This window comes from Dissulfuribacter thermophilus, assembly GCF_001687335.1.
GTDB lineage: Bacteria > Desulfobacterota > Dissulfuribacteria > Dissulfuribacterales > Dissulfuribacteraceae > Dissulfuribacter > Dissulfuribacter thermophilus.
This window is the reverse complement of record NZ_MAGO01000003.1, coordinates 89,830-115,125: the sequence shown is the minus strand read 5'-3', so window position 1 is coordinate 115,125 and position 25,296 is coordinate 89,830. Positions and strand designations below refer to the sequence as shown.

The 25,296-nt window shown below is 43.3% G+C and carries 22 protein-coding genes; 9 read left to right on the top strand and 13 right to left on the bottom strand.

What is annotated here, in order from left to right; genetic code table 11:
* Positions 1-49: 49 nt before the first annotated feature.
* The 9 genes from DBT_RS03560 to DBT_RS03520 all read left to right on the top strand — a co-directional run bounded on the left by DBT_RS03560 (position 50) and on the right by DBT_RS03520 (position 10,420).
* Entirely contained in the window at positions 50-1,303 is a 1,254-nt protein-coding gene (locus DBT_RS03560; protein ID WP_161939899.1) for an efflux RND transporter periplasmic adaptor subunit, read from the top strand.
* 115 nt (positions 1,304-1,418) lie between these two features.
* Positions 1,419-4,574 carry an efflux RND transporter permease subunit gene (locus tag DBT_RS03555; protein ID WP_067616525.1) on the top strand — a complete coding sequence of 1,052 codons (3,156 nt, stop codon included), beginning with the start codon at positions 1,419-1,421 and terminating at the stop codon, positions 4,572-4,574.
* On the top strand, positions 4,575-5,348 hold the full coding sequence (hisA, locus tag DBT_RS03550; RefSeq protein WP_067616523.1) for a phosphoribosylformimino-5-aminoimidazole carboxamide ribotide isomerase: 774 nt from the start codon (positions 4,575-4,577) through the stop codon (positions 5,346-5,348).
* A 217-nt stretch (positions 5,349-5,565) separates the two neighbouring features.
* Positions 5,566-5,823, top strand: coding sequence for a sulfurtransferase TusA family protein (locus tag DBT_RS03545; protein ID WP_067616521.1), 258 nt, complete (start codon positions 5,566-5,568; stop codon positions 5,821-5,823).
* 1 nt (position 5,824) lies between these two features.
* A complete protein-coding gene (locus tag DBT_RS03540; protein ID WP_067616519.1) occupies positions 5,825-6,994 on the top strand; it encodes a cysteine desulfurase family protein in 1,170 nt (389 codons plus the stop codon).
* 3 nt (positions 6,995-6,997) lie between these two features.
* A complete protein-coding gene (locus DBT_RS03535) occupies positions 6,998-7,402 on the top strand; it encodes an RrF2 family transcriptional regulator (RefSeq protein ID WP_067616517.1) in 405 nt (134 codons plus the stop codon).
* Positions 7,403-7,431: 29 nt separating this feature from the next.
* Entirely contained in the window at positions 7,432-7,926 is a 495-nt protein-coding gene (gene nifU / locus DBT_RS03530) for a Fe-S cluster assembly scaffold protein NifU (RefSeq protein ID WP_067616515.1), read from the top strand.
* A 20-nt stretch (positions 7,927-7,946) separates the two neighbouring features.
* Complete coding sequence (locus DBT_RS03525; protein ID WP_067616513.1) at positions 7,947-8,135, top strand: ferredoxin; 189 nt, start codon at positions 7,947-7,949, stop codon at positions 8,133-8,135.
* A gap of 365 nt (positions 8,136-8,500) precedes the next feature.
* Entirely contained in the window at positions 8,501-10,420 is a 1,920-nt protein-coding gene (locus DBT_RS03520; RefSeq protein ID WP_067616512.1) for a methyl-accepting chemotaxis protein, read from the top strand.
* Positions 10,421-10,469: 49 nt separating this feature from the next.
* On the opposite strand, the gene thpR is transcribed toward DBT_RS03520, so the two are convergent.
* The 13 genes from thpR to mdh form a co-directional block, all read right to left on the bottom strand.
* Positions 10,470-11,051 carry an RNA 2',3'-cyclic phosphodiesterase gene (thpR, locus tag DBT_RS03515; protein WP_067616510.1) on the bottom strand — a complete coding sequence of 194 codons (582 nt, stop codon included), beginning with the start codon at positions 11,049-11,051 and terminating at the stop codon, positions 10,470-10,472.
* Positions 11,052-11,068: 17 nt separating this feature from the next.
* Positions 11,069-12,316, bottom strand: coding sequence for a CinA family nicotinamide mononucleotide deamidase-related protein (locus DBT_RS03510; protein WP_067616508.1), 1,248 nt, complete (start codon positions 12,314-12,316; stop codon positions 11,069-11,071).
* Between the two features lie 4 nt (positions 12,317-12,320).
* The gene (locus tag DBT_RS03505) at positions 12,321-12,785 is read right to left on the bottom strand and encodes a phosphatidylglycerophosphatase A family protein (protein WP_067616506.1); all 465 of its coding nucleotides are present in this window, start codon (positions 12,783-12,785) and stop codon (positions 12,321-12,323) included.
* Complete coding sequence (larC, locus tag DBT_RS03500; protein ID WP_067616504.1) at positions 12,778-13,950, bottom strand: nickel pincer cofactor biosynthesis protein LarC; 1,173 nt, start codon at positions 13,948-13,950, stop codon at positions 12,778-12,780. Before larC ends, DBT_RS03505 begins: the two co-directional genes overlap by 8 nt.
* The gene (locus DBT_RS03495; RefSeq protein WP_141674199.1) at positions 13,947-14,558 is read right to left on the bottom strand and encodes a TVP38/TMEM64 family protein; all 612 of its coding nucleotides are present in this window, start codon (positions 14,556-14,558) and stop codon (positions 13,947-13,949) included. The genes larC and DBT_RS03495 overlap by 4 nt, the downstream gene beginning before the upstream one ends.
* Positions 14,559-14,620: 62 nt before the next feature.
* Entirely contained in the window at positions 14,621-16,240 is a 1,620-nt protein-coding gene (gene nadB, locus DBT_RS03490) for an L-aspartate oxidase (protein WP_067616499.1), read from the bottom strand.
* 69 nt (positions 16,241-16,309) lie between these two features.
* Positions 16,310-17,278, bottom strand: coding sequence for an FAD-dependent thymidylate synthase (locus tag DBT_RS03485; protein WP_067616497.1), 969 nt, complete (start codon positions 17,276-17,278; stop codon positions 16,310-16,312).
* A 291-nt stretch (positions 17,279-17,569) separates the two neighbouring features.
* Positions 17,570-18,157 (bottom strand): glycerol-3-phosphate 1-O-acyltransferase PlsY, encoded by a 588-nt coding sequence (plsY, locus tag DBT_RS03480; protein ID WP_067616495.1) that lies wholly within the window; start codon positions 18,155-18,157, stop codon positions 17,570-17,572.
* Between the two features lie 434 nt (positions 18,158-18,591).
* Positions 18,592-19,959, bottom strand: coding sequence for a sigma-54-dependent transcriptional regulator (locus tag DBT_RS03475; RefSeq protein WP_067616494.1), 1,368 nt, complete (start codon positions 19,957-19,959; stop codon positions 18,592-18,594).
* The gene (locus DBT_RS03470; protein WP_067616492.1) at positions 19,931-22,255 is read right to left on the bottom strand and encodes a sensor histidine kinase; all 2,325 of its coding nucleotides are present in this window, start codon (positions 22,253-22,255) and stop codon (positions 19,931-19,933) included. Before DBT_RS03470 ends, DBT_RS03475 begins: the two co-directional genes overlap by 29 nt.
* Complete coding sequence (locus DBT_RS03465; protein ID WP_067616490.1) at positions 22,233-22,796, bottom strand: DUF4390 domain-containing protein; 564 nt, start codon at positions 22,794-22,796, stop codon at positions 22,233-22,235. The genes DBT_RS03470 and DBT_RS03465 overlap by 23 nt, the downstream gene beginning before the upstream one ends.
* Before the next feature lie 297 nt (positions 22,797-23,093).
* On the bottom strand, positions 23,094-24,290 hold the full coding sequence (locus tag DBT_RS03460; RefSeq protein WP_083186595.1) for an MltA domain-containing protein: 1,197 nt from the start codon (positions 24,288-24,290) through the stop codon (positions 23,094-23,096).
* Positions 24,291-24,354: 64 nt separating this feature from the next.
* Positions 24,355-25,287 (bottom strand): malate dehydrogenase, encoded by a 933-nt coding sequence (gene mdh, locus DBT_RS03455; RefSeq protein WP_067616487.1) that lies wholly within the window; start codon positions 25,285-25,287, stop codon positions 24,355-24,357.
* Positions 25,288-25,296: the final 9 nt, after the last annotated feature.

Here is a 25,296-nt window from a genome sequence, read left to right as displayed (position 1 = left end):
TTTTTCTCTTGGCTTATTGGCGGGGTATTTAGGAAGAGGCTACTTTTTTGTGGAACAAAAAGCTACATCCACTTCCCCCACAGTAGGGGAAAGAAAGCCTCTTTTTTACAGGAATCCAATGAATCCTGCTATAACCTCTCCTGTGCCAGCAAAAGATGAGATGGGTATGGATTACATCCCTGTGTATCCTGAAGATCTCCAAGGGGGGACCAGCACCACACCAGGTACCGTGGTCATCGACCCTGTAACCATGCAGAAAATGGGAGTCCGTACACAAAAGGTGAGCATGAAGGAGCTTTCAAAGGAGATCACTACCTATGGCATAGTCTCTACTGATGAAGATGGTCTTTTTATGGTCCATGCGAAGTTTAATGGATGGGTCGAGGATATAAAGGTTAAAAGGACTGGAGACTGGGTAAAAAAGGGAGAAGTCCTCTTATACGTCTATTCACCGGAAATAGTAACCGCAGAGGCAGAATTCATAATGGCTCTGAGGAATTTGAGCGCTGTCTCAGAGGGAAGTAAAGAGGTCATAAAGGATGCAAAGGCACTTTTGATGGCCTCTAAAAAGAGGCTTGAGCTATTTGGCCTTCCTGATTGGTTCATTGAAGACTTAAAGAAGACAAAGATTACTAAAAAGGTCGTCCCAATTGAAGCCCCAGCAGATGGCATCGTGACCAAGATCAGGGTAAGGCCCAAGTCCTTCATTACGCCCAAGACCATCCTCTATGAGATAGCGGACTTGAGGACAGTGTGGGTGCTAGCGTCATTTTTTGAAGAAGAACTTCCATGGATAAAAGTGGGAAATAGGGCGCTAATTGAGATAAAAGGTATAAATAAAGGGAAATTTGAGGGTAAAATTGATTATATTTATCCAGTTGTGGATAAGAAGACCCGGACTGTCAATGCAAGGATAATACTAAAAAACCCGGATCTTACTATAAGACCTGGTATGTATGCCACGGTAACAGTCCATTCTGCTGCACATGGGGAGGTCCTCGTAATACCCAAAGAGGCGGTGTTGAGGACAGGAAAACACGAACACGTTTTTGTAATGAGAGAGCCAGGTAAGTTTGAGCCAAGAGCTGTTAGCCTGGGGCTTGAGGCAAATGACCTTGTTGAAGTTCTTAAAGGTCTCTCCCATGGAGAAGAGGTGGTGGTGTCTGGACAATTTCTCATAGATTCTGAGTCCAGCCTAAAGGAGGCCGCCTTAAAAATGATGGAGCCCACTGCCAATAAAAAGGCTGGGAATATGAAAATGCACCATCACATGAAAAATCATGCCTCGAATATGAAGGATTAAATCGTTCACCTAAATCCTGCACGGCAAAAGGGGGCAAAAAGGGCAAACTCGTCAATTGCAGGATTTAGGCTTCAATCGAAGGAGTTCAAATAGGCGAGAGAGGGCAAAAAGCTAAATGATTAAGGCAATTATAGCAGCATCCATCCGAGATAGGTTCCTTGTATTGCTTGGAGGGGCATTTTTATTCTTTCTAGGGATTTGGGCACTCAAGACTATTCCCCTTGACGCAATACCAGATCTGTCTGATACGCAGGTTATTGTTTTCACAGAATATCCTGGGCAGGCCCCACAGGTTGTAGAAGACCAGGTCACTTATCCGCTTTCCACTGCCATGCTATCTGTCCCAAAGGCAGAGGTGGTGCGCGGCTATTCATTTTTCGGGCTCTCCTTTGTCTATATCATCTTTGAAGATGGTACGGATCTTTATTGGGCAAGGTCAAGGGTGCTTGAGGCCTTAAATTTTGTAAAAAATAGGCTCCCAGATGGAGTAAATCCAACCCTTGGACCAGATGCCACAGGGGTCGGATGGGTCTACGAATATGCCCTTGTAGACAGGAGTGGAAAACATGATCTTTCAGAGCTGAGATCTCTGCAGGACTGGTTCTTAAAATATCAGCTTCAGACAGTGCCTGGTGTCTCAGAGGTTGCCTCGATTGGAGGCTTTGTAAAGCAGTATCAGATTGTAGTGGATCCCAATGCCCTTGCATTTTACAAGATCCCCATAACTGTTGTACGAGATGCCATCAAGGCTGCAAATCAGGATACAGGTGGAAGGTTAATCGAGCTATCAGAGACAGAGTATATGGTGAGGGCTAAGGGTTATATCCGTGGCATAGAGGACATTGAGAATATTCCTCTAAGGATTACCGATTCCGGCACTCCCCTTCTCTTGAAAGATGTGGCAAATGTAAGGCTTGGCCCGGAATTGAGGCGAGGCCTTGCGGATCTCAATGGTGATGGTGAGGTAGTTGGTGGTATAGTCGTCATGAGGACTGGAGAAAACGCCCTTTTGACCATAGAGAAGGTAAAAGAAAAACTCAAGGAACTCGCCCCTGGGCTACCTGAAGGGGTGGAGATCGTGACTGTCTATGATAGAAGCTCTCTTATAGAGAGGGCCATAGCCAGCCTTAAGGAAAAGCTTATTGAAGAGTGTATTGTCGTCAGTATTGTATGTGTAGTCTTTTTGTTTCACATTCGTTCAAGCCTTGTGGCTATACTCACTCTTCCCCTTGGGATCTTATTTGCCTTTATCATAATGAAGGTCCAGGGAATAAATGCAAATATCATGAGCCTTGGGGGTATCGCCATAGCGATAGGTGCAATGGTGGATGGGGCAATAGTCATGATAGAAAATGCCCACAAACGCCTTGAGGCCCATGGCATGCTAAAAGGGACAGGTGTCAGCGCCAAACGACGTTGGGAGGTAATAGGGGAGGCCGCCAAAGAGGTAGGGCCAGCGCTCTTCTTTTCGCTACTTATAATAACATTTTCATTTATGCCAATATTCAGTCTTGAGGCCCAAGAGGGAAGGCTCTTTAAGCCCCTGGCATTTACCAAGACATATGCCATGGCAGGGGCCGCACTCCTTGCAATCACTCTCGTCCCAGCACTGATGGGTTTTTTTATAAGGGGGAGAATTGTTGAAGAGGCAAAAAATCCACTGAATCGATTCCTTCACTTCATTCACCGGCCAGTGCTCAAGGGATGTATGAAGGTCAGATGGATGATCTTACTTGCAGTTCTAACCCTTCTTGGGGCCACCATGTATCCTTTAAGACACATAGGTTCAGAATTTATGCCACCCCTTGATGAAGGTGACATCCTCTATATGCCAACAACCTTCCCAGGGATTTCCATCACAAAGGCAAAAGAGCTTCTTCAACAGACTGATAGGATTTTAAAAGAATTTCCAGAGGTAGAGAGTGTATTTGGCAAGGTTGGACGCGCTGAAACCGCAACTGACCCAGCACCACTGTCTATGATAGAGACAGTTGTTAGGTTGAAACCAAGGGAAAAGTGGCCAGATCCTTCCATGACCACCCAGGATGTCATGAAAAAGATGGATAAGGAACTCCAGATCCCTGGCCTTTCAAATACGTGGACCATGCCAATCAAGACCAGGATAGACATGCTCTCCACAGGTATAAAGACGCCCATTGGTATAAAGATAAGTGGGCCTGACCTAGGGGTCCTTGAGGATCTGTCAAAAAAGATCGAGTCACTTATGAAAGAGTTGCCAGAGACAATCTCTGCTTATGGCGATAGGGCCCAGGGTGGGTATTTTCTCGATATTGAGATACTGAGAGACAAGGCAGCCCAGTACGGGCTTTCTGTGAAGACCATTCAAAGTGTGATTACCAGTGCAATTGGAGGAATGAAGATAACAGAGACCGTTGAGGGGCTGGAACGCTATCCAGTCAACTTAAGGTATCCGAGGGACTTTAGGACCTCTATTGATACCATCAAAAGGGTGCTCGTGCCCACTCCGACTGGGGCCCAGATCCCTCTTGGGGAAGTGGCAAAGATTAGCCTTACAAGGGGTGCTCCGGTCATTAAGACTGAAAATGCAAGGCCAAATGCCTGGGTCTACGTTGACATCAGCACATCGGACATAGGTGGATTCGTAGAAAAGGCCAAGGGACTGATTCAAAGCCGCATTAAGCTTCCTCCTAACTATGCTATCTCTTGGTCAGGACAGTTTGAATATATGGAGCGTGCAATGAAAAAGCTGAAGTTCGTAGTCCCTGCAACCCTCGTACTTATTTTTCTACTTCTCTACTTTAACTTCAGGAACATATCAGCGCCCCTTATAGTGATGACCTCTATTCCTTTTGCCCTCATTGGAGGGATATGGCTCATATACGTCCTTGGATACAATTTTTCTGTTGCTGTTGCCGTTGGATTCATTGCCCTTGCAGGGGTTGCAACAGAGATTGGTGTTCTGGTACTGACCTTTATCGATCATGAAGTGGAAAAGATGAGGATGACAAAATCAGGGGGAGTTCTCTCCAGAGACGAGATAAAGGCCGCTGTGCTAAAGGGGACTTCTGAGCGCGTAAGGCCTATTGTTATGACGGCCACAGCAATAACCCTTGGATTGATACCCATAATGATGGGAGGAGGGGCTGGTTCACAGACTATGCAGCGCATTGCAGCACCAATGGTGGGCGGCATGGTGAGTACCACGCTCCTTTCATTGCTTGTTCTCCCACTCATTTATGGTCTATTACTAGAGGGACGTGAGGCACTTAAGAGGAAAGGGGAAATGTAGATGCGCTTTAGACCCTGTATTGACCTTCATGAGGGAAAGGTAAAACAGATCATTGGATCAACTCTAAGGGATAGTGAAGGCATAGGCCCAAGAGAGAATTTTGTTTCTGAAAAGCCACCTTCCTACTACGCGGAGCTATTCAAAAGAGATGGGCTAAGAGGTGGGCATGTGATTATGCTTGGCCCTGGAAATGAGGCCAGTGCTTTAGAGGCTCTTAGTGCATGGCCCGGTGGTATGCAAATAGGTGGTGGAATAACAGATGGAAATGCAAGTTACTGGCTTGATGCCGGAGCAGAGGCTGTGATCGTAACCTCCTTTTGTTTCTCCAATGGGAAATTCCATGAAGAGAATTTAAAGAAGTTAATTTCCGGCATTGGAAAAGAGAGACTCGTACTGGATTTAAGCTGTAGAAAGCGTGAAGATGGTAATTACTATGTGGTAACGGATAGGTGGCAACGTTTTACAGAACTTAAGGTGGATGCCAAGACCCTTGAATATCTTGGAGGATTTTGTCTCGAGTTCCTAGTGCATGGAGTAGACGTTGAGGGCAAATGTGCTGGCATAGAAAGGGAACTTGTGGAAATCTTAGGAAAATACTCACCAATCCCCACAACCTATGCTGGAGGCATTCGTTCTATTAAAGATATTCAGGAGATCGAAGAGATAGGAAGGGGACGTATTGATTTTACTGTTGGAAGTGCTCTAGATATTTTTGGAGGTAAATTCCTCAAGTACCATGACCTTGTAAGGCAGTTTGGTCCTTCCAAGATCTGATTTCTTTAATCAATAAAGTCATGAAGTGTTGTATCAATCAGTAGCAATCGTATAATTCACTCCTACGCAATAAAAGACATCTTTTAAAAATAAGTTGTTTACAACCTCCTTTAGGTTGGTTCCATTATTGCCATAATTTTTTAAATCCTACCTTGACAATAGGATTTTATGTCATAAAATATCCTACTGAAAAAATAGGGATTTAGGAGGAAAAAATATGAAATTTGTTCAGGGCATAAAGGCGGACGACACCCTGGATCTTGTATGCAGAATGTGTCCACTGCATCTTATAGAACCTGGAGAGAAACTAAAGAGTCTTAAGACAGGCCAGGTCCTTGAGATATTGACTGATTATGATGGTGCCCTGGAAGACATTCCCCAGTGGTGCCAGAAAAGTGGTCAGGAATTTATAGGTATTGAGGAAGATGATGATTGTTACAAGCTCTACATAAGAAAGGTAAAGGAGGTGGAGTAAAATGGAACGCATTGTATATATGGATCATGCATCGGCTACCTCTCTTTCTCCAGAGGTCAAAGAGGCAATGATGCCCTATTTGGATGAGGTATTTTGGAATCCTTCCGTGGTATATGACCTTGGCAGCAGGGTCAAGGATGCCATCGAGGATGCCAGAGAAAAGGTAGCTGACCTTATAAATGCAGAGCCTGATGAGATAGTATTTACCTCTTCAGGGGCAGAGGCCAATAATCTGGCAATAAAGGGAATAGCCTTTGCAAATCCAAAAAAGGGGAAAAGGATAATAGTATCTGCCATAGAACACCACTCAGTGCTAAATTCTGCACGATTTTTTGAGCGGCTCGGCTATGAAGTAACTTTTCTCCCTGTGGATAGATACGGACTGGTTGATCCTGAAAGGCTAAAAAAGGCTATTAGTCCGGATACTGTACTAGTCTCTATAATGCACGCTAACAATGAGATAGGTACAATTGAACCTATAAAAGAACTTTGTGAGATCGCTCATGAAAACGGATCATTTTTCCATACAGATGCAGTTGCTACTGTGGGAAACATACCAGTGGACGTAAAAGAGCTGGGAATAGACCTTTTGAGCCTTTCTGGAATAAGTCTTGGAGCCCCAAAGGGAACGGGTGCTCTATACTTCAAGAAAAATACAAGGCTCATGCCCCTCATACACGGCGGTATTCAAGAAAGGGGCAGAAGGGCAGGCACAGAAAACGTCCCTGGCATAATTGGACTGGGAAAGGCAGCTGAGTTGAGGGTGAAGAATCTGGAAGAAAGGGCCAAAAAGCTCACATCGCTTAGAGACAGGCTGATTCAGGGTGTCACCTCTTCTATACCCAAGGTCCACTTTACAGGGCATCCTGAAAAACGCTTACCAAACCATGCGAGCTTTTGTATCGAAGGTATAGAAGGAGAGGCCCTGATATTTATGCTCAGTGCAAACAATGTATACGCTAACACGGGCTCTGCCTGTGCATCGAAGGCCTTAAAGACATCGCCAGTGCTTGTCGCAATAGGACTTTCAGATGTGGTGGCCCAGGGCTCAGTGGTGTTTACTTTGGATGAATCCAATAGCCCAGAGGACGTAGATCATGTGCTAAACGTCTTGCCTCAGGTGGCCAGGAGATTGAGGGAAATGAGTCCAGTGTGGAAGGAGGCTGCATAACTAATGAAACTTACTACTAGGACCAGATATGGTACACGGCTCATGGTAGAGCTCGCAAAAAATTATGAAAAGGGTCCCCTTCAATTGAATGAAATTGCAAAGCGTCAAGATCTGCCTCTTAAGTATCTCGAGCAGATAGTAATGCCGCTCAGAGAGGCCGGACTCATAAAGAGTGTAAGGGGCGTTAAAGGCGGACACATGCTTGCTCGGCCCCCTGAAGATATAAGTGTATTTGACATTTTAAAGGTTACAGAAGGGGATGCCCTTACACCGTGTACTGAGGACGACCCAAACTGTGACCGTTTCCCGCACTGTGAGACAAAAGATGTGTGGATAAAAATAAATAAAATAATCTCTGAAGAGTTAAAAAAGATAAGTCTCAATAAATTGATAGAGAAAGGTAGTTAATTGTAGACAAAAAAAGGAGGATAACTATCATGTATAGTCAGAAGGTAATGGAGCATTTTTCTAATCCGAGAAATACCGGTGAAATTCCTCAAGCTGATGGTGTCGGAGAGGTGGGAAATCCTGCCTGTGGAGATATGATGACCTTTTATATAAAGGTCAAGGACGGAAGAATTGAGGATGTAAAATATAAAACCTTTGGTTGTGTGGCTGCCATTGCGGTTTCAAGTATGGTCAGCGAGATGGTCAAGGGTAAAACCCTTGAGGAGGCCAAGACTATCACAAATAAGGCAGTTGCAGAGGCTCTTGATGGGCTTCCAAAGCAAAAGATGCACTGCTCTAACTTAGGAGCCAAGGCCTTGAAAGAGGCAATAAAGGACTATGAGATAAAGGTACTGGGCAAGGAACATGAGAGTGAACTAGCTAAGAAAAATGTAAAAAGAACAGCTGAGTGCACCCACTGTGGTGTTTCAAACCCCATCACCGCGAAGTTCTGTATGAACTGTGGTGAGAAGATGGAGGACTAAACATAAAGGAGGATGGAATCATGGCAAATTTGGTGGTAGATAGAGACATATGTATAGGGTGTGGTACCTGTGTGGAGCTCTGCCCTGAAGTATTTGAATTGGATGACGAGGAAAAATCTTTGGTAAAGAATCAGGAGGGATGCAATACGTGCGACTGTGAGGAGGCTATTGCGAGTTGTCCGGTAGATTGCATAAGTTGGGAAGAATAATATCTCTGGCACAAATTGTGACGAGGCGAAGGGCACAAGAGAGAAGAACCTTGTGCCCTTAGTTTTTTGAATGTTTCCATGATCCACTTCCTCCCTCATTGCAATATAGTGATTCCCCCAAATGAATTTCAAAAGGCAATGTGTGACTAATTAATAGTCCTTACTTGTCAATTTCTAAAATTGAACTTTTTAGAATTCAGTGTCCCTCAATTTTGGATAGCTCATTTCTTTTTGTCTAACAATCTATAAGACAACCATAGAAACTAGTTCTGGAAAAAGGTTAAAGAGCTAAAAAATCTATGCCGATACTAAATCTATGAAGTATCCCGTGGAAAACGGGTTTCTGGATTAAGGGAGGAAATTTAATGGGACGATTCAACAAGATTTCGTGGATTCTAGGGGGTCTTATTGCCGTCCTTTTTTTGACAGAGATCGTCACCGTATTGTGGACACTAAAGACGGTTTATGGGCAGAGAGGAGATGCTGTTGCGATAAACATAGCAGGCAGGCAAAGAATGCTCACACAAAAAATGACAAAAGAAGCGTTATTTTTTAATAGCACTCAGAATGATAAATGGAAGTCAAGTCTGGATGCTACCATTGTTTTATTTGAAAAAAGTCTTAATGGGCTCGCTGTCGGAGATGCCGAATTAGGCCTTTCTGGGACCACTGACAAGGGAGTTCAAGAAGAACTCAATAAACTCCAACAGATGTGGATACCCTTTAAAAAAGCTTTGTATATCATAACGGATACTTCATCCTCAAAAGATCTGGTAAAAGCGGCCATGAACTATGTATCTAAAAACAATCTAGTACTTTTGAAGCAGGCCAATGTAGTCACAAAAAAATTTGAGGAGTTGAGCAAAAGAAAAATTACCCGCCTAATGCAACTTCAGGGGGCAATGCTCCTAATAGGTTTTGTTATATTTGTACTCACAGGGATTTCTGTAAGACGTTTTGTACTCAATCCCCTTTCAAATACTGTCAATGTCCTTTCCCGAGCTGCTGACGGTTGGTTTGATTCACATCTTCAGGTTACAGGTCCAGAAGAGATTAAGACCTTGAATAGGGCATATAACTGTCTTGTTGCAACCCTTGGAAGCCAAATGATTACCACTGTAACTTCAAATGAAACCCTTCGTGAGGCTAGTGGAAATGTGGCGCAGGCAGGGGAAGAGGTCTTAAATCAATCCAATACTCTGAATTCTATGGCACAGGATGTTGCTGCTGTTGCATCACAAACAGCTGCTAGTCTAGAAACTGTTTCAAAATCCGTTTCAGAGATGACCATTGCAACAAATGAAATAGCCCGTAGCGTTGCCATCACTGCTGAAAAGGCCAATGAGGCACAGGATCGTGCTCAGGAATCGTCCATAATAATACAAAGGCTTGGCCAAAGTTCTCAAAAGATCGGCAATATAATCCAAGTGATTAATAGCATTGCTGAGCAGACAAATCTCCTTGCATTGAATGCAACCATTGAGGCAGCACGAGCAGGTGAGGCAGGAAAGGGCTTTGCAGTTGTGGCCAATGAGGTGAAAGAGCTTGCAAAACAGACAGCTGAATCTACCCAGGAGATCACTACTATGGTGGAGACCATTCAAAATGACACAAATGAGGCAGTAAGAGCCGTTGAACTCATAACCAATATAATTGCAGAGGTCAATGACCTTGCAAATACAATAGCCAGTGCCACTGAGGAACAGACTGCAACAGTTGGAGAGATTAATCAAAGCGTTGATCAGGGGGCTCAAGGGGCAATGCAGGTGAAGGAAAAGGCAGATGTACTCCTTCGAGCTGCAGATGAATTTCTGGAACTCGGAAACGCCCTTAATATGGCTAAGAGAGCAGTGGAGAAAATTGTCGAAGAAAATGAAGAGATTTTAAAACAGGTAAGGGTAGATGAATCGACTGTCATTCAAGCAATGGATGAATCCAATTTGAAAAGCAAGATAAAGGCCATATTTAACCAGCACATAAAATGGCGAAACAGCGTTCTAAAGGCAGTGCTTAAATATGAGGAGCCTAGAGTACAGACTGACCCAACCCAATGTGCGCTAGGTAAATTTTTGCAGACTTACCAACCAGATTCGCATGGCGAACAGGGAGTGATAAATGAACTCATACCAGTCCATGAAAAGCTGCATGAGTCTGTACACGAAATAATTGAGGCTATAAGGCAGGGACGACCTAAAAAAGAGGTATTTGACGTCTTTGCCTTAAAATTGGAGCCGCAATTTGAAAGCATAGCGCCAATCTTTGAGAGGTGGCTAAATTTAGTATAGCCAGTTTGCATAAAAAAAATAAAGCTGACTGCTAAAGGGCAACTTTTGACTATTGCCTACCTAGTTTGGCCCTTGTAATTGGCGTGTATATAGGCCCATTTGGAGTTAGTTTACTTTTGTATAGGGATATATATCCTACTTCGAACCATGGAGTTTCAAGGCCTGTTTTTAGGATATCTACCAGGGTTCCGGCCACACAGGGGGAACTATTTTTAATTCGGCAAAAAGTGAGGTGGGCATGAAATTTCTTTTGCTCTCTTGGAATGCCTATTGACTCAAATGATTTATCCAGAAAAAGATGCATGCTTTCGAGGCATTTTGCATTGTCTTCTATCCCAGCCCAAACCACCCTTGGCCTTTGAAGACCGGGAAAACACCCTATATGCCGAAGCCTCAATTTTAGGGTGTTATGCAACTGTCCGCACTGTTCAATAATCTTTTGGCACATGGGTAATTTCTGCTCAGGGATCTCACCCAGAAACTTCAACGTGATGTGCCAAAGTCTTGGATCCACCCATTTGACAGACCTTATCCTCTTTTCTTTGAATTTGCACTGAATCTCTCTGTAATGTGATTCCACGATTTCTTTTATTGAGTCGGGAATATCTATGGCAACAAAGAGTCTGATCAAGTTTTCCCTCCTTCAACTCAAAACTCAACACTTTTTTCCAGTTCCCTTCTCAAAAGGTCAAGAGCTGTTTCTGCAGTGAGTTCCTGTATCACTGTCCTGGTGCCCTTGAATTGAAATCTCCTGATATTCACATTTTTTCTTGAGCCTAGTCCGATATATACAGTACCAACAGGCTTTTGTGGACTCCCACCGCTAGGGCCGGCAATGCCCGTTACGGAGATGAAATAATGGGCATTGGTTTTTTGCTTAAGCCCCTCTACCATTTCCCTGCAGGTCTCTGGACTTACTGCTCCAAAGCGACTCAATGTCTCGTTTTTAACTCCAAGAAGTTCCATCTTGGCCTGATTTGAATAGGTCACAACCCCACGGTCAAACCAGTTGGAGCTTCCAGGCACCGTAGTAATCCGGCTTGCAATGAGCCCACCTGTGCAGGATTCAGCAAGGGCCAATACTTTTCCACGCTTCAATAAAAGGGTACCAATTCTCTGTTCTAGAGTCTCTTCATCTTCAGCTATTACATAATCTTTTAGGATTTCGCGTACTGTGAATATTACATTCTCAAAACATTCCTTTGCCTCTTGGTCATGTGACCCCTTTAGAGTAATGGTCACAAAGACTTCAGGGAAATTGGGATAATAGCCTACTAAGACCCGTTTTTTGTCTAGTTTCAATCTGTCCAAGCGTGCATTTACTTCAGGTTCTTTGAGTCCGAAGACCTTGAAGGTCTTTTGAAGAAATACAAAGCTTGAAGGGATGAGGGCCCTAAGACGAGGTAAGACCTGGTCTCTTAAGTGTTCTTCAAGTTCATTTGGCATCCCTGGCAAAAAAAATAACAAGGTATCATTAAATCTTAGCATGTATCCTGAAGCCCTGGAGTTTGGATTTAGGATCTCGGCTCCTTCTGGTAGGTGAGTCAGTTTCCTCTTTTGATATTCTGTAAGGGGATAAGTACTAGTGCACGAGGATTCCAGCATATCTCTAATCAATTTGTTTTCGATCAGTTTTAGCCCAAAGGCCCTCGCTACTGCCTCATTGGTAATATCATCAGGTGTAGGCCCAAGTCCTCCAGTGACAATGACAAATTTAGACCTTTTAATTGACGCCGTTAGAACTTCTTTTATATCCTCTAGATCGTCTCCTATGCTGGTAATTCGTTTGATTTCATAACCTGCATGAAAGAGGCTTCTTGCAGAGAAATTACTGTTGGTATTCAGGACCTTGCCAGAGATGATTTCATCTCCTATGGCTATAATCTCTCCGTGCATGTTGTCACCCTAATAAAAAGATTACGAGTTGAATCAAGATATTTACCATTAGCCCAGCGAAGGCGTCATCGATTACTATCCCTAGTCCACCCTTGAACATGTGCTCTAGACGCCTTATGGGAAATGGTTTTACTATGTCAAAAAACCTAAATAGGATAAATGCCAACAACATTATTTGAAAATTCATCTTAATAGAAAAGAGAGATATAGTCATCCCAAGGGTTTCATCAATAACTATTTGGCTGGGATCATTTTTCATAAGTATCTTTGATGCCTTATCAGCAACGTAGACAGAAAAGAGGAAGAACAAAAATAAGATTAAGGAGGAATAAAATACTGGAAAAAAGCCTAGAGCCCAGGCAATCAATATCCCAGGTATACTCCCAAAGGTGCCGGGAGCAAAAGGAATAAAACCTAAGGGGCCAACTGTGGCTGAATATAGTTTGATAGCTCGAGTAATCCTATTCATTTGTTGCTCTTTTGAAAAAATTATATATTTCAATTAATGGAACGCCTGTCTTTGCAGAAACCTTTTTAGCGTCCTCAAACTCTGGGTATGTCCTTTTCTCGTTATTTATTTCAACCTCCTTTGCCGCCACTGGTCCCCATGGTGTTTCTAATACTGTATGCCTTCTTGGCAGTGTAACTCGGTGTCTTTTTTCTACGCGAATACCCGTTGTAGTGGTCTCATAAAAGAGAACTGCCATGAGTTCATGCTCAAGGCCTATTGGGCTCAATACCTTTAGCTCAACCCCAGGTCTTCCCTTCTTCATGTATGTTGGACACATATAGGCATCTAGAGCACCTTTTGAAAGTAATTTTTCTATTGTGTGTGGAATGATTTCTAGGGGTATGTCATCGATCACAGTTACGAGTTCTATGATTTCATTTGCCCCAGTTTGGTCTGAATGGCCTAACCAAAGTCTGAGGAGGTTAGGATGATCCTGGATGTCACGACTTCCAGCACCAAATCCAGTCTTTTCTACATTCATCTGGGGGAAACTACCAAATTCCCTTGAAAAATATTTTAGTAGAGCAAGACCAGTCGGAGTTACGAGTTCAAGTTTGACACTTGTTGGATGCACTGGCACCCCTTCCATTAGGATGGATACAGCAGGTGCTGGCACTGGCATAGGTCCATGATGGGTTTTGACCCAGCCCGAGGAAATGGGAATAGATGATGAATATATGGTGTCAATATCTAAAAAATCAAGACAATAAACTGTACCAACTATGTCTACCAAAGTGTCTATAGAGCCAAGTTCATGAAGCCGGACCTTTTCTACTGGAATTCCATGGACCCGGGCCTCTGCATGAAAAAGTAGTTGGAGGACTCCAAAGGTTTTCTTTTTTATTGCGCTTGAGAGGTTAGCCATATCAAGAATTTGGCAGAAGGCATTCATGTCTCTAATAGGTGGACTCTTTTCACGTTCAATCACGGTTACGCTTATGCCGCGTAAGCCGCACCTTTTAACTGTTTCTGCCGTGAGTTCCACTCCTAGCCCAAGAGAATCTATTGCGCTTTGGAGTTCATTTAAGGGGACCCCGAGGTCCAAGAGGCCGCCAAGAAGCATGTCTCCAGAAACTCCTGAAAAGGCGTCACAATAAAGGATCTTCACTTTCCTATGCGTCATGATTTGATTCTTCTTTCTACCCACCTGTAGATACTTTCTCTCTTAAGATACATTGGGATCAAGAATATTATGGTAAGCAAAAATACTATTGCGAGCCTTTCAAATCGCCCTTCAAATAGTTCTGCCCCTTGCAGTGTCAACATGAGGGTACCAGGCATCCTTCCAACAGTACAGATAATGAGAAAGACCTCCCACGGCATAGAACTCAGTCCAAGGAAATAGCACAAGAAGTCCTTTGGAAAACCAGGGAATACAAATAACAAGAACGTGATGAAGAGCCCTTGGTGTTCCAAAAGGGCCTCAAAGCGCCTGTAATATTCGCTCTGTTCAATCCAAGGGCGTACAAATCGTCTGAAATATCTAGCAATGAAAAATGCCCCTATTGAGCCAAGGCTTAAACCAATAGTAGAATAAAAAAATGAAGGTAACCCAAATATGAATCCTCCAATAAACCCTGTAGCCTCTCCTGGAATAGGGCTTAAGATCACTTGGCTTGCCTGGAGTAATATGAAGACCACTGGGGCAAGCCCTCCAAAGCCCATAATAAAATCTCTTAGGGCCTGCCTTTTTTCAAACAACTCGTGAGCCTTGGCGAGGGCAGCGTTCAATAATGTTTGGGAGTAGGCATAGTTAATCCAAAAAAGGCAGCCTATTACCCAAAAAATACATACTAACAGTATGATTTTCTTTGAAGTACTGTATCTCTTCTCCAATTCCAGTCGTCTTTCACGGGAAAATCTTCATTATAATGCCCGCCTCTCGATTCCTTGCGCATAATTGCTGCGTCAATAATCAAGTCAGCTACATGGGCGAGATTCCTGAGTTCCACGAAGTCTCGCGTAAGTATGTAGTCCCAATAGTGTTGATCAATCTCTTCTAGTATGGGATTTAGTCTCTTTTTAGCGAGGCCTAGGCGCTTTTCATTTCTAACTATACCAACGTAATTCCACATCAGTCTTCTAATAACGTCCCAATTGTAGGAAATGAGCACTCCCTCTTTGAGATCAACTGCTCCTCCTGTGTCCCAATCTGGAGGTGAAGGCCCTCTTAAAGAGAATATCTCGTCTTTTTCCTTGGCTATCATGGAAAATGCCTGATGGGCCATTACGACCCCCTCCAAAAGGGAATTTGAGGCAAGGCGATTGGCTCCATGGAGCCCTGTGCATGCAGTCTCACCGACTGCATAAAGTCCTATGATATCTGTCCTTCCGTAATGATCTGTAACAACACCGCCGCACATGTAGTGTGCTGCCGGCACCACTGGTATGGGCTCTTTAGTGATGTCTATTCCGTATCTAAGACAAGTGGAATAAATGGTAGGAAACCGTTCCTTGATAAAGGAGCTTGGTTTATGGGAGATGTCAAGATAAACGCAGTCGTCTCCCGTCTTCTTTAATTCAGAGTCAATTGCCCTGGCAACGATATCTCTTGAAGATAGTTCCAGGCTATTAGGGGCATAGTCTTCCATAAACCGCCTTCCACTAGAATTTATGAGTCTTGCCCCTTCTCCCCTTAGGGCCTCTGAAATAAGGAAATTCTTAGCCTTTGGATGATATAGGCACGTTGGATGGAATTGTACGAATTCCAAGTTTGCAACCCTTGCACCTGCCCTCCAGGCTATTGCAATGCCATCCCCAGTCGCAACATCAGGATTGCTTGTATAGAGATATACTTTCCCAGCACCACCTGTAGCAAGGATTGTAAAGCGTGAGAGCACCGTATGTATAGCCCCAGTCTGTGAATCTAGTATGTAACAGCCCAGGCATCTATCTCTTTCAGTTCGTTCTCGAGTGCGTCCAAGTATCTTACCCTCTGTGATAAGATCTACGGCGATATTATCTTCTAGGATCTGAATATTTTTTTTCTCAAGGACCCTCTGGCCCAAGACCTTCTGGATTTCTCTACCAGTATAATCTTTACAGTGTAAAATTCGTCTTTTTGAATGCCCTCCCTCTCGGTGGAGGCTTAAATTCCCATCTGACTCTCTTTGGAATGGTACCCCTAACTCCTCTAGCTCTCGTATCCTTTCTAAGGCCCCTTTGACTATGAGTTCCACTACATCTTCGTGACAGAGGCCGTCTCCTGCCTTTAAGGTGTCTCGTATGTGCAATTCATGTGAATCATCAGGTGAGGCAACGCAGGCTATACCTCCTTGAGCAAGAGTGGTCGCTGTGTCTTCTTTTGACTTTTTGGTGACTATAATAACCTTCCCTAAAGATGAGAGCTTTAAGGCAAGGCTGAGTCCCGCAATCCCTGAACCAATTATTAGGAAGTCTGTCTCAATCCTCATGAATTGTAACCTCTCACACTAAAGCACCTACGATTATACAGTTAAAAGATTTCTTATAAGTCCTTATCATTAATCCTCTGATTCCAAAGCCTCTTTTATCGGACCAAAGACCTTTGGAAAACGTCTTGCCATCTCAGGTAAAAGCATGAGCATGATCTCACGCATTGAGGGATCAGCTGCCTTTGAAGTCCTAAGTCTCAGGATATGTGCCCACTCTGAAAGGGTGGCATTGACCATAATCTCTGTTTTACAGGAATTCGGAAGGACTGTACGGGCCGCCTGAGGAGAACTTGTAGCTAGTAAGCTGAGATATGCTCGCTCTGCATCCTCCATGGTCTTTTTCCATGTTTCGAACTCCGGTGTTCCTTCCTTAAAGAAACACGGCCTGATAAATTGTACTTCGGATCCGAACTTTTCTTCACCATAACGACAATATCGTTGAGATTCTTGCAGATAAGAGGCAGGTCTGTGACGCACTAACTCGTGAGATACTGCCCTGTTAATTACGAGATGGACCAGGACAGTTCTGTGTTTAACAAAGAGGTCTAGGGGGAGTGCATCAATTTCTTTTGGCGAGAGCATTCTAACTCTAACGCCGTCGGGGAGTAGCCAACCATGTTTTGGCCTAAGGTCCTCATAAAGCACTGGATATTTTTGAGTAAGTTCATGGAGTAGAGATTTAACCACCTTTTGCTCAGGAGCAATCCTGGCGAGGTCCCTAAAAGACCTGGGATTGCCTGACATTAGATATTTCTTTTTTCCATGTTTATCTATCTGGTTAAATCTCGGATTTTTTTCTAAAAACTTATACATGATGGTTTCTGAATCCACTTCCACTTCGAACACGAAATAGGCCATTTCAAGTACAGATTCATGCCCTCTTTGGATGATGCGTTTAATGAATGGAGCAGCAGAATTTTTTGTGATTTTATCCTCGCTCTTATAACAGATTCTCCCTGAGCGTTCGATCTGCTCAAGTACCTTCCCTTGTACAAAATAGTTGTCAAGAATCTTAAAAGATGGCTCAATAATCTTCATTTTTCCCCCCAAAATCCCATTTTATAAACTTACCATAATCTAAGTTCAAGGTTCAAGGTGCAATGTTTATTAGGTAGAAGGCGGCAGGTAGAAGAGTCGCTCCCTGCTTCCAATTTCATACAACTTAAATTGTATCCGGTCACGGAGTAAATTTCGTAAAAAAAATGTAGCGTACTGATTGGTATTTGCTCGCAGGGCGCCGTAGATACAAGGCAGAGGGCGCGAAGGCGTACTTCCTGTACGTCGAGCGCCCGACAACGCAGTAGATGCGGTGCCCTGTGAGCAAATACATCAAATTTTCATTTCTTTTCCTGAAAGAAGCCTCTTTATATTTGACCTATGTTGAAACCATATAACTAAGACTATGAGCCATAAAAACGGCTCAATAAAAGGGGAAGCTCCGTTTAGGTGCATAGAAATGGGCGCAGATGCCGATGCCAAAAGAGAACCAACTGACACAAATCCGCTTAGTTTTACGGATATTATAAATATTAATACTGGAGCCAGAAATGCCTTTGGAGAAAAGGCCAGAAATACCCCTGCTGCTGTGGCAACGCCTTTGCCACCACGTCCCTTTAAAAAAATAGAAAAGCAGTGGCCACAGACGGCAAAAAGACCAAGCACTCCAGGTAAAGGGTCTGATGGACCCTGTGCATAATACAGTAAATAAAGCTTGATAGGTAGGTAGCCCTTTAAAAAATCAAGTAACAGGGTAAAGAGGCCCCAGCCCTTTCCTATTACCCTTGCTACATTTGTTGCGCCGATGTTCCCACTTCCGTGTTTTCTGATATCTATCCCCTTAATTTTGGAAAATAAAAGCCCAAAGGGAATCGATCCAACAATGTATGTTATGACAATAAATACCAAACTGGTCTTCATATTTTTTCTCCTTTGTATCCAACCTAAAACATGTAGCAGCCAGCAGGACTCCGTCAAAGTCGTTGGTCAACCCAAATTATGTAATTGGCTAGTTTGCTTAGGTACTTCAAGTGCCCGACAACAAAGCAGCTTGGGCAAAATCGCCAATCCCGAAGGGCGGCACAAAGGGGCAAAAAAAATACCTGATTTTGTTTCACCCAAAAGGTGATTGTTGAGCAACGCCTTACGGGAAGGCAATAACTTGATATAATAGAAAAAACATTTTTGCCCTCTTGTGCCGTGCATAATTTGGGGTCAAGGTCATAAGAAAATAGCCTCTACGCATTGGAGCGCCCTGTAGGCTGGCCTTTACCAGTTTTTTCTTCCTTTAACTCAAAACTCAACACTTTAATGTAGCCATGTAGCAGCCATGCAATCGCTGGCAGAATGTAACTTTAGTCCTTGTATTCAATCCCCAATGCCTTCATCTTTCTGTGGAGATGGCGCCGCTCAATCCCTATAGCCTCAGCGGTTTTTGTTATATTGCCATGGTTTTCCTGGAGTTTTCTAATGAGATATTCCCGTTCAAACATGGCCTTTGCCTCTTTAAAGTCCTGACAAGTAAAAAATTCTGGAAGTGGTTTTTCTATTTCTTTTGGCCTTTTATGAAATTGCGGTGGAAGATCACTTTTTGTAATGTTTTGATTTTTTGTCAGAATTACAAGACGTTCTATGAAATTCCTGAGTTCTCTAACATTACCAGGCCAGTCATATTCTTGTAGGAGTTGGGTCGCCTCTTCATCAATTTCCTTTTTGGGAATGCCAAGCTTAGTGGAAAACTCCGCAAGAAATTCCTGGACTAATAATGGAATATCTTCCTTCCTCTTCCTTAAAGGAGGCACTTCTATTGGAATGACATTTAGTCTGTAGTAGAGATCCTCTCTGAAATTTCCCTTTTCGATCTCCTTCTCAAGGTCTTTATTGGTGGCTGCAAGTATTCGAACGTCTACTTTAATTGTCTTTGAACCACCCACTCTCTCGAATCTTTGTTCCTGTAGGATTCTAAGTATCTTTGCCTGGGTCTTGAGGCTCATGTCTCCGATCTCATCTAGAAAGAGAGTGCCTCCATTTGCCAGGTCAAATTTTCCTCTCTTCATAGTAGTAGCACCAGTAAAGGCACCCTTTTCATGACCGAACAGTTCACTTTCGATGAGTTCATCTGGGATTGCAGCACAATTCACTTCGATCATGGGTTTTGAGCGCCTTTTGCTGAGCCTGTGTATGGTCTGGGCCACAAGTTCCTTGCCTGTACCATTTTCACCATGTATCAGCACCCAGGCATCTGTAGGGGCCACCACCTTAATCTGTTCTTTTAAGGCTGTCATGGCAGGGCTGGTGCCAGTGAGTTCTTTTGGATGGCCCATCATCTGGCGGAGAAGTACGTTTTCTTCCTGAAGTTCGTGGAATCTCAGGGCATTACGAAGAGTCATTACAAGCTCTTCGTAGCTTAAGGGCTTTTCAATAAAGTCGTACGCACCGAGTTTTGTTGCCTTTACCGCAGTTTCAATGGTCCCATGTCCACTCATGATAACTACAGGGATAAAGGGCCACTCTTCTTTTATGATCCTCAAGGTCTCAATTCCGTCAATCCCCGGCATCCATATATCCAATAGGACTATATTGGGTATCTCCTCTCTTATACTAGCAAGGGCGTTTTTCCCATCTTTTGCCACCCTTACTTGAAAGCCCTCATCCTCTAAAATGTCTGTTACAGACTCGAGAATGCTCTCTTCATCATCTACTACTAGTACTGTTTTTTCCATTTGAAGGCGCCTTTCTAGGGAGTCTTATAATAAATCTTGTCCCTGAAGGGACGTTTTCTTCAACTGTGATTTTGCCACCATGATCAGTGACAATGGAGTTTACAATTGCAAGGCCTAGGCCTGTTCCCCCTTTTCTTTTGGAGAAATATGGTTCAAATAGTCGGGATCTGTCCTCCTTGGGTATGCCTAGTCCAGTGTCAGATACTTCTATCACCACTTCATCCTGCTCAGATGCGGATTGATGGTCAGGGGCTTGGGAGTTAGTAGAGGACGTACTGAGTGTAATGGAAACTGTCCCGCCATCTGGCATTGCATAAACTGCATTTTCAACCAGATTTATCAATGCCCTTTTAAGCTGGTCAGGGTCAGCCTCTATTAAGGGGAGGTCATCATCCTTCACAAGGACTTGAAATTCGCATCTGGGGTGTGACTCCTTGTACATAAAAGCCACTTCTTCTGCCAGTGCCTTCAGATCAGTTGCTCTGGGTCTGAGTCTGGGCATCCTTGCAAAACTGGAAAATTCGTTTACCAGACGTTTTAATTCTTCTACCTGATTGACGATCGTATTTAAACACCGTTGGAATACTGCCTTTTCTTCACTATCGAATCGGTCTGAGTATTTTCTTTGTAGTCTCTGTGCATTGAGTTGTATAGGGGTAAGCGGATTTTTTACCTCATGAGCTATGCGCCTAGCCACCTCTCTCCAGGCAGCCATACGTTGTATCTTTTCAAGCTCAGTGAGGTCATCAAAGACCACCACCACTCCGTGGGAGCGACCATTTTGATCCCTTAAGACTGTAAAGGTAACAATGAGGGAGATGTCTTTGTCTCCTACCTTGATTCTCATTGGTCGCTGAACCAATCCTTTAGACGAAGAGATGAGGTCTCGTCTGATCTGGTCAAATTCTTGGGCCTGAATAGGGGTAAGGAGTTCCGAGTAGGGTTTACCAACGATTTCATCTGCACTTATGCCAAGGATTAACTCGGCTGATCTATTCATTGTCCTGACAATTCCGGTCCTATCAATAGAAATTACACCTGTTGCAACATTTTGGAGAATTATTTCAATATAGCGCTGGCGTTGTTCAAGCTCTCTATAACTGCGTTTTAACTCTAATGAGGCCTTTTCTGCCCTTCTTTTAGCCTCCTTGAGTTCCTGGGTCATGGTATTGAATGCCCTTACAAGAGAGTTTAATTCATCCTTTCCCCGTGCTTCTAGAGAGAAATCCAAATCTCCTTGGGCAATTCTATAAGTTGCCTCTGCAAGTGCCTGAACAGGCTCTGTAATATGCCTGGCAAGACGAAATCCAAACCATACTGCCACGAAAATGATAAGAAGCGTAATCAAAAAAAGTGTGATTAATATAGTAGTTCTGAGTGGATCTTTATACAATTTAAGGGCTTGATATTCTTCGTATCCCTTTTTTATAGCCGAAAGGAGGTGCGAGACCTTTTGAGGCATGAGATATCCTACTACCAGCGCGCCCTGGGCCTCATCGCCCTTTCCCATGCCTAAAGGGACAATGGCCTCAAGGAGTTCTCCTGTCTCGAGCTCAGTGCTGAAGATGTCCATTTGCTTGGAGGTGAGGATCTTTTTGAGTTGTTCTTGAGGCAACTCTGGAAGCTGATCCACGAGACTAAGAGATCTCCTGGAAAAGATTACATTGCCCTTTGGATCCAGGATTTCAATGATATGTAAAGACCTTGCTACCTCAATGCTCCTGCCCGCCCAAATATTTTGTGGGGCCTCAAGCCATTCTCTTATGCACTTTTTATCGAGTATTGAAGCTTCATTAAGGCATTTAAAACTAAGACTTTCTGATAGGACTACCGCAACATCCCTTAACCAGTTCTCTTTTTCATCGTAATAGGTCCTGCCAATAAAAATGGCGTCTTCTAAAGATCGCTCTATCCTCTCATCAAACCAAAGCCTGAGGCTTGTATTCACAAATTGCATCGAGACGATAAAGAGGACAGCTGTGGGGATGAGAGAAAGAAAGATGAAAGCAGTAACGAGCTTGGTCCTGAGCTTTGCGCCAAAAAGACGAGCCTTATCTTCAAATACAAGCTTAACGATATTTCTGATCGTAAGATATATGATTAGAAGGATAAGGAGAATATTTAGATTAATGATGGCAAAGATAAGCAGATTACCTGAAGGTGGGAGCGATGATCTCCCTGCAATAAGCCGGTATTCAATAAATCCCAGGCATATTACAAGAAGTAGAGAGATGGCTATGATGAAGCGTTCCCTCTTCCTTCTTTTTATTTCACTAATATCTAAACCTGATTTCATACCATTTAGTTTCTATTGACTTGTTCCAGAAAAGACCTATAAGACGTTTAAAGGGCAATTCTGCCTCTTGTTCCTTGTCAATTACGCACTTAACTCTCAATATGTATACACATCCTTGGGGTATAGTATTAAAGTCCACTATCTCTACGTCCTTCACATTAAAAGCAAATTCCTTGGCCTGGTCCATATCCTTCACACTTATCATTTTTCTAGTCCCAGGTCCTATAAGTACCCTATATTCACGTTTTAGGTGATCATATGTCATGGACCGTACTTCTTTTACTGCCTTTATCTTGTGATTTCTGAGGAAGCCTGGTCTTATAAGTTCGAATATGTAGGAAAATCTTATAGGGATTCCAGAATTTAGGGCCTTTTCTACCTCACTGGTAATGCCATTTTTTAGCATGATGGATGCCACGAGGGTGCCATCTCTGTCAGATATGGAAAAGTCCTTAATAATTGGGGCTAAGTCTTCTCCCCATAGGTTCTGAGTCCAAAAGAAAAAAATAAAAAAAATTAAATATTTTTTAATCCTGTGCATTGGATATAGTCTCAGATTTTTATTTTAGATTTAAAACTAAATCCTGTCATTGGCGATTCACCAGGGTTTGTAACCGCTTACAGTGTAATGCCAAGGTACTTTTAAAAAATATTCCAGTAAGCGCTTGTGGAAATTACAATATAATAAAAACATATCTTGACAATCTGTGAAAGATCAATATAATTGTGACAGTTGCTATGGAGAATAAGTTTCCCCCGCTGGTATCTTAAAACCATCTCCAAAAAGACGACCAACATACCCACCTCCATCCTTCAATTTACCAGCGGGGGTTTTTTTTTATGGATTAACTGGAATAAGGCAATAAAGTTTTCCATTGCTTTTGAGTTTACCTGCGATCCTCCCCGCCTCATCACCTTTTCCCAAAAAGAGGTCAATGTGATGCGTACCCTTGATCGCAGCACCTTTGTCTTGGGCCACAACGATGGTTAAGAGTCTGCCTAGGTCTGGGAGATTGACATCGAGTATAAATAGCCCACCTAGAGGGAGTTTTGTCGGATCAACCGCTATAGAGTGATAGGCGGTGAGGGGGACATGAGTCGCTCCAATAGCATCTTTTATGCCCTGTTCTTCCCTAAAAAAGATGTATCGGGGATTTTCATGGATGATCCGTTCAGCTTTCTTGGGGTTTGACCAATACCATTTTTCAATCCCATTCCAATCTGCCTCTTCTTTTTTTAGTATGCCCCTGTTTATCAAAATTTTTCCGATACTCTTGTATGGGTGACCATTGTCAGCTGCATAGTGTACATAGCTGCTAGAACCGTCATTAAATTTTAATATGCCAGAGCCCTGAATATGTAGGATCAAAAGCTTTATAGGGTCTTCGAGATAGGCAATTACAGGAAGATCATCCTTTAATTCGATTTCTTTTCTAGGGTAATAAGGAACCACGAGGTTGCCCTCGACTCTTCCTCTCAATACCAAGTGGTTGAGGTTTTGACTGTGTGGGAAAAAATCCCTCAATCTGATTGTTATAAGGTCCTTGGGTACCCCCAAGATAGGGGTATTATATTGCTCATTTGGGGCCCTAGATGCCCTGAATTCTGGAAGGTAATAACCAGTCACAAGTACAGGCCTTTTTACTGCTATTACCTTGAATCTTCCCTTGATTAGATCATAAAGATCGTGGTGTTTTTCAGCTGAACTTATGTGGTCTATCAAGGAATCAACCGCCTCTATGAGATCTTGGGTATTCCAGGCATAGCCCTCTCTTTTTAGGACAGAGGCATTGGTCTCTTTAATTTTGGTAAGATAATTTATGTTTCGTTCTAAAGCTTTTTTTAATAATTTTGCGTCGTTAGGATCAATTACAGTTCCTTTGAAATTAACTGGATCTATTGGTTTAAGCTCCCCTTTGGGAGACCTAAACCAATAGATGCCGAAGACTAGAAATATTCCTATAAGGGCCAGGGCCACAATAAAAATGGCCTTTTTATCGAGTAACGGTCTCAATTTGTTAGTGGGTAGGCTCATCAAGGCCTTTCTAGAGTGCCAGAGGAGCTCTTATAGAATATACAGTTGCTGCAATCTGGCACAGCTAAATTCCATGAATGCTTTCCACTTGTCTCTTTACTGCCTCAACCGAAAGGTTTAGAGCGTCTTTTTCCTCAGGAGTTAATGGAAACTCAAGTATTCTTTCCACTCCGTTTCGTCCAAGCACTACTGGTACTCCAAGGAAGACTCCATCTATACCAAATTCTCCTTCGAGGTAGGCAGCGCAGGGAAGAACCCTTTTTTGATCCTTGAGTATGGCTTCAGCCATCTCAATAGCTGCAAGTCCAGGAGTGGTGAAGGCACTGCCTGATTTGAGAAGGCCAACGATCTCTCCTCCTCCGTTTTGTGTCCGCTTGACAATTTCGTTTAACTTATCTTTGGGGATGAGTGCCTCGACTGGGACTCCTCCAACGCTTGCAAGCCTGGTTAAAGGAAGCATATTGTCCCCATGAATGCCCATGACAAGTGCGCTTACATCATTTGGTGAAACCCCTAGTTCTTGGGCAATAAAATAACGGTATCTTGCAGAATCAAGTACACCCGCCATTCCAACCACACGCTGTTTTGGAAAACCAGAGACCTTAAAGGCGGTGTAGACCATGGCATCAATAGGATTGGTGACAACGATTAGTATGGCCTCGGGGCTGTGCTCAACTATGTTTTGAGTAACTGTTTTTACGATTTGGACGTTTTTCTCTAGGAGATCCTCCCTTGTCATTCCTGGTTTTCTCGCTAGCCCTGCAGTGATGATGACACAGTCTGAATTTTTTGTATCCTCGTAGTCATTGGTGCCTTTGATATGCCCTGAATATCCTTCAATGGGAGACGATTGAGCACAGTCCAGGGCCTTCCCTTGAGGAAGTCCGTCTACAACATCGATGAGAACTACTTCTTTTGCAACGCTTTTGGCCAATGCCCAGTGTGCAGCACTGGTGCCTACAGCCCCTGCACCCACTATTGTAAGTTTGCCATGCATGTCTAATTT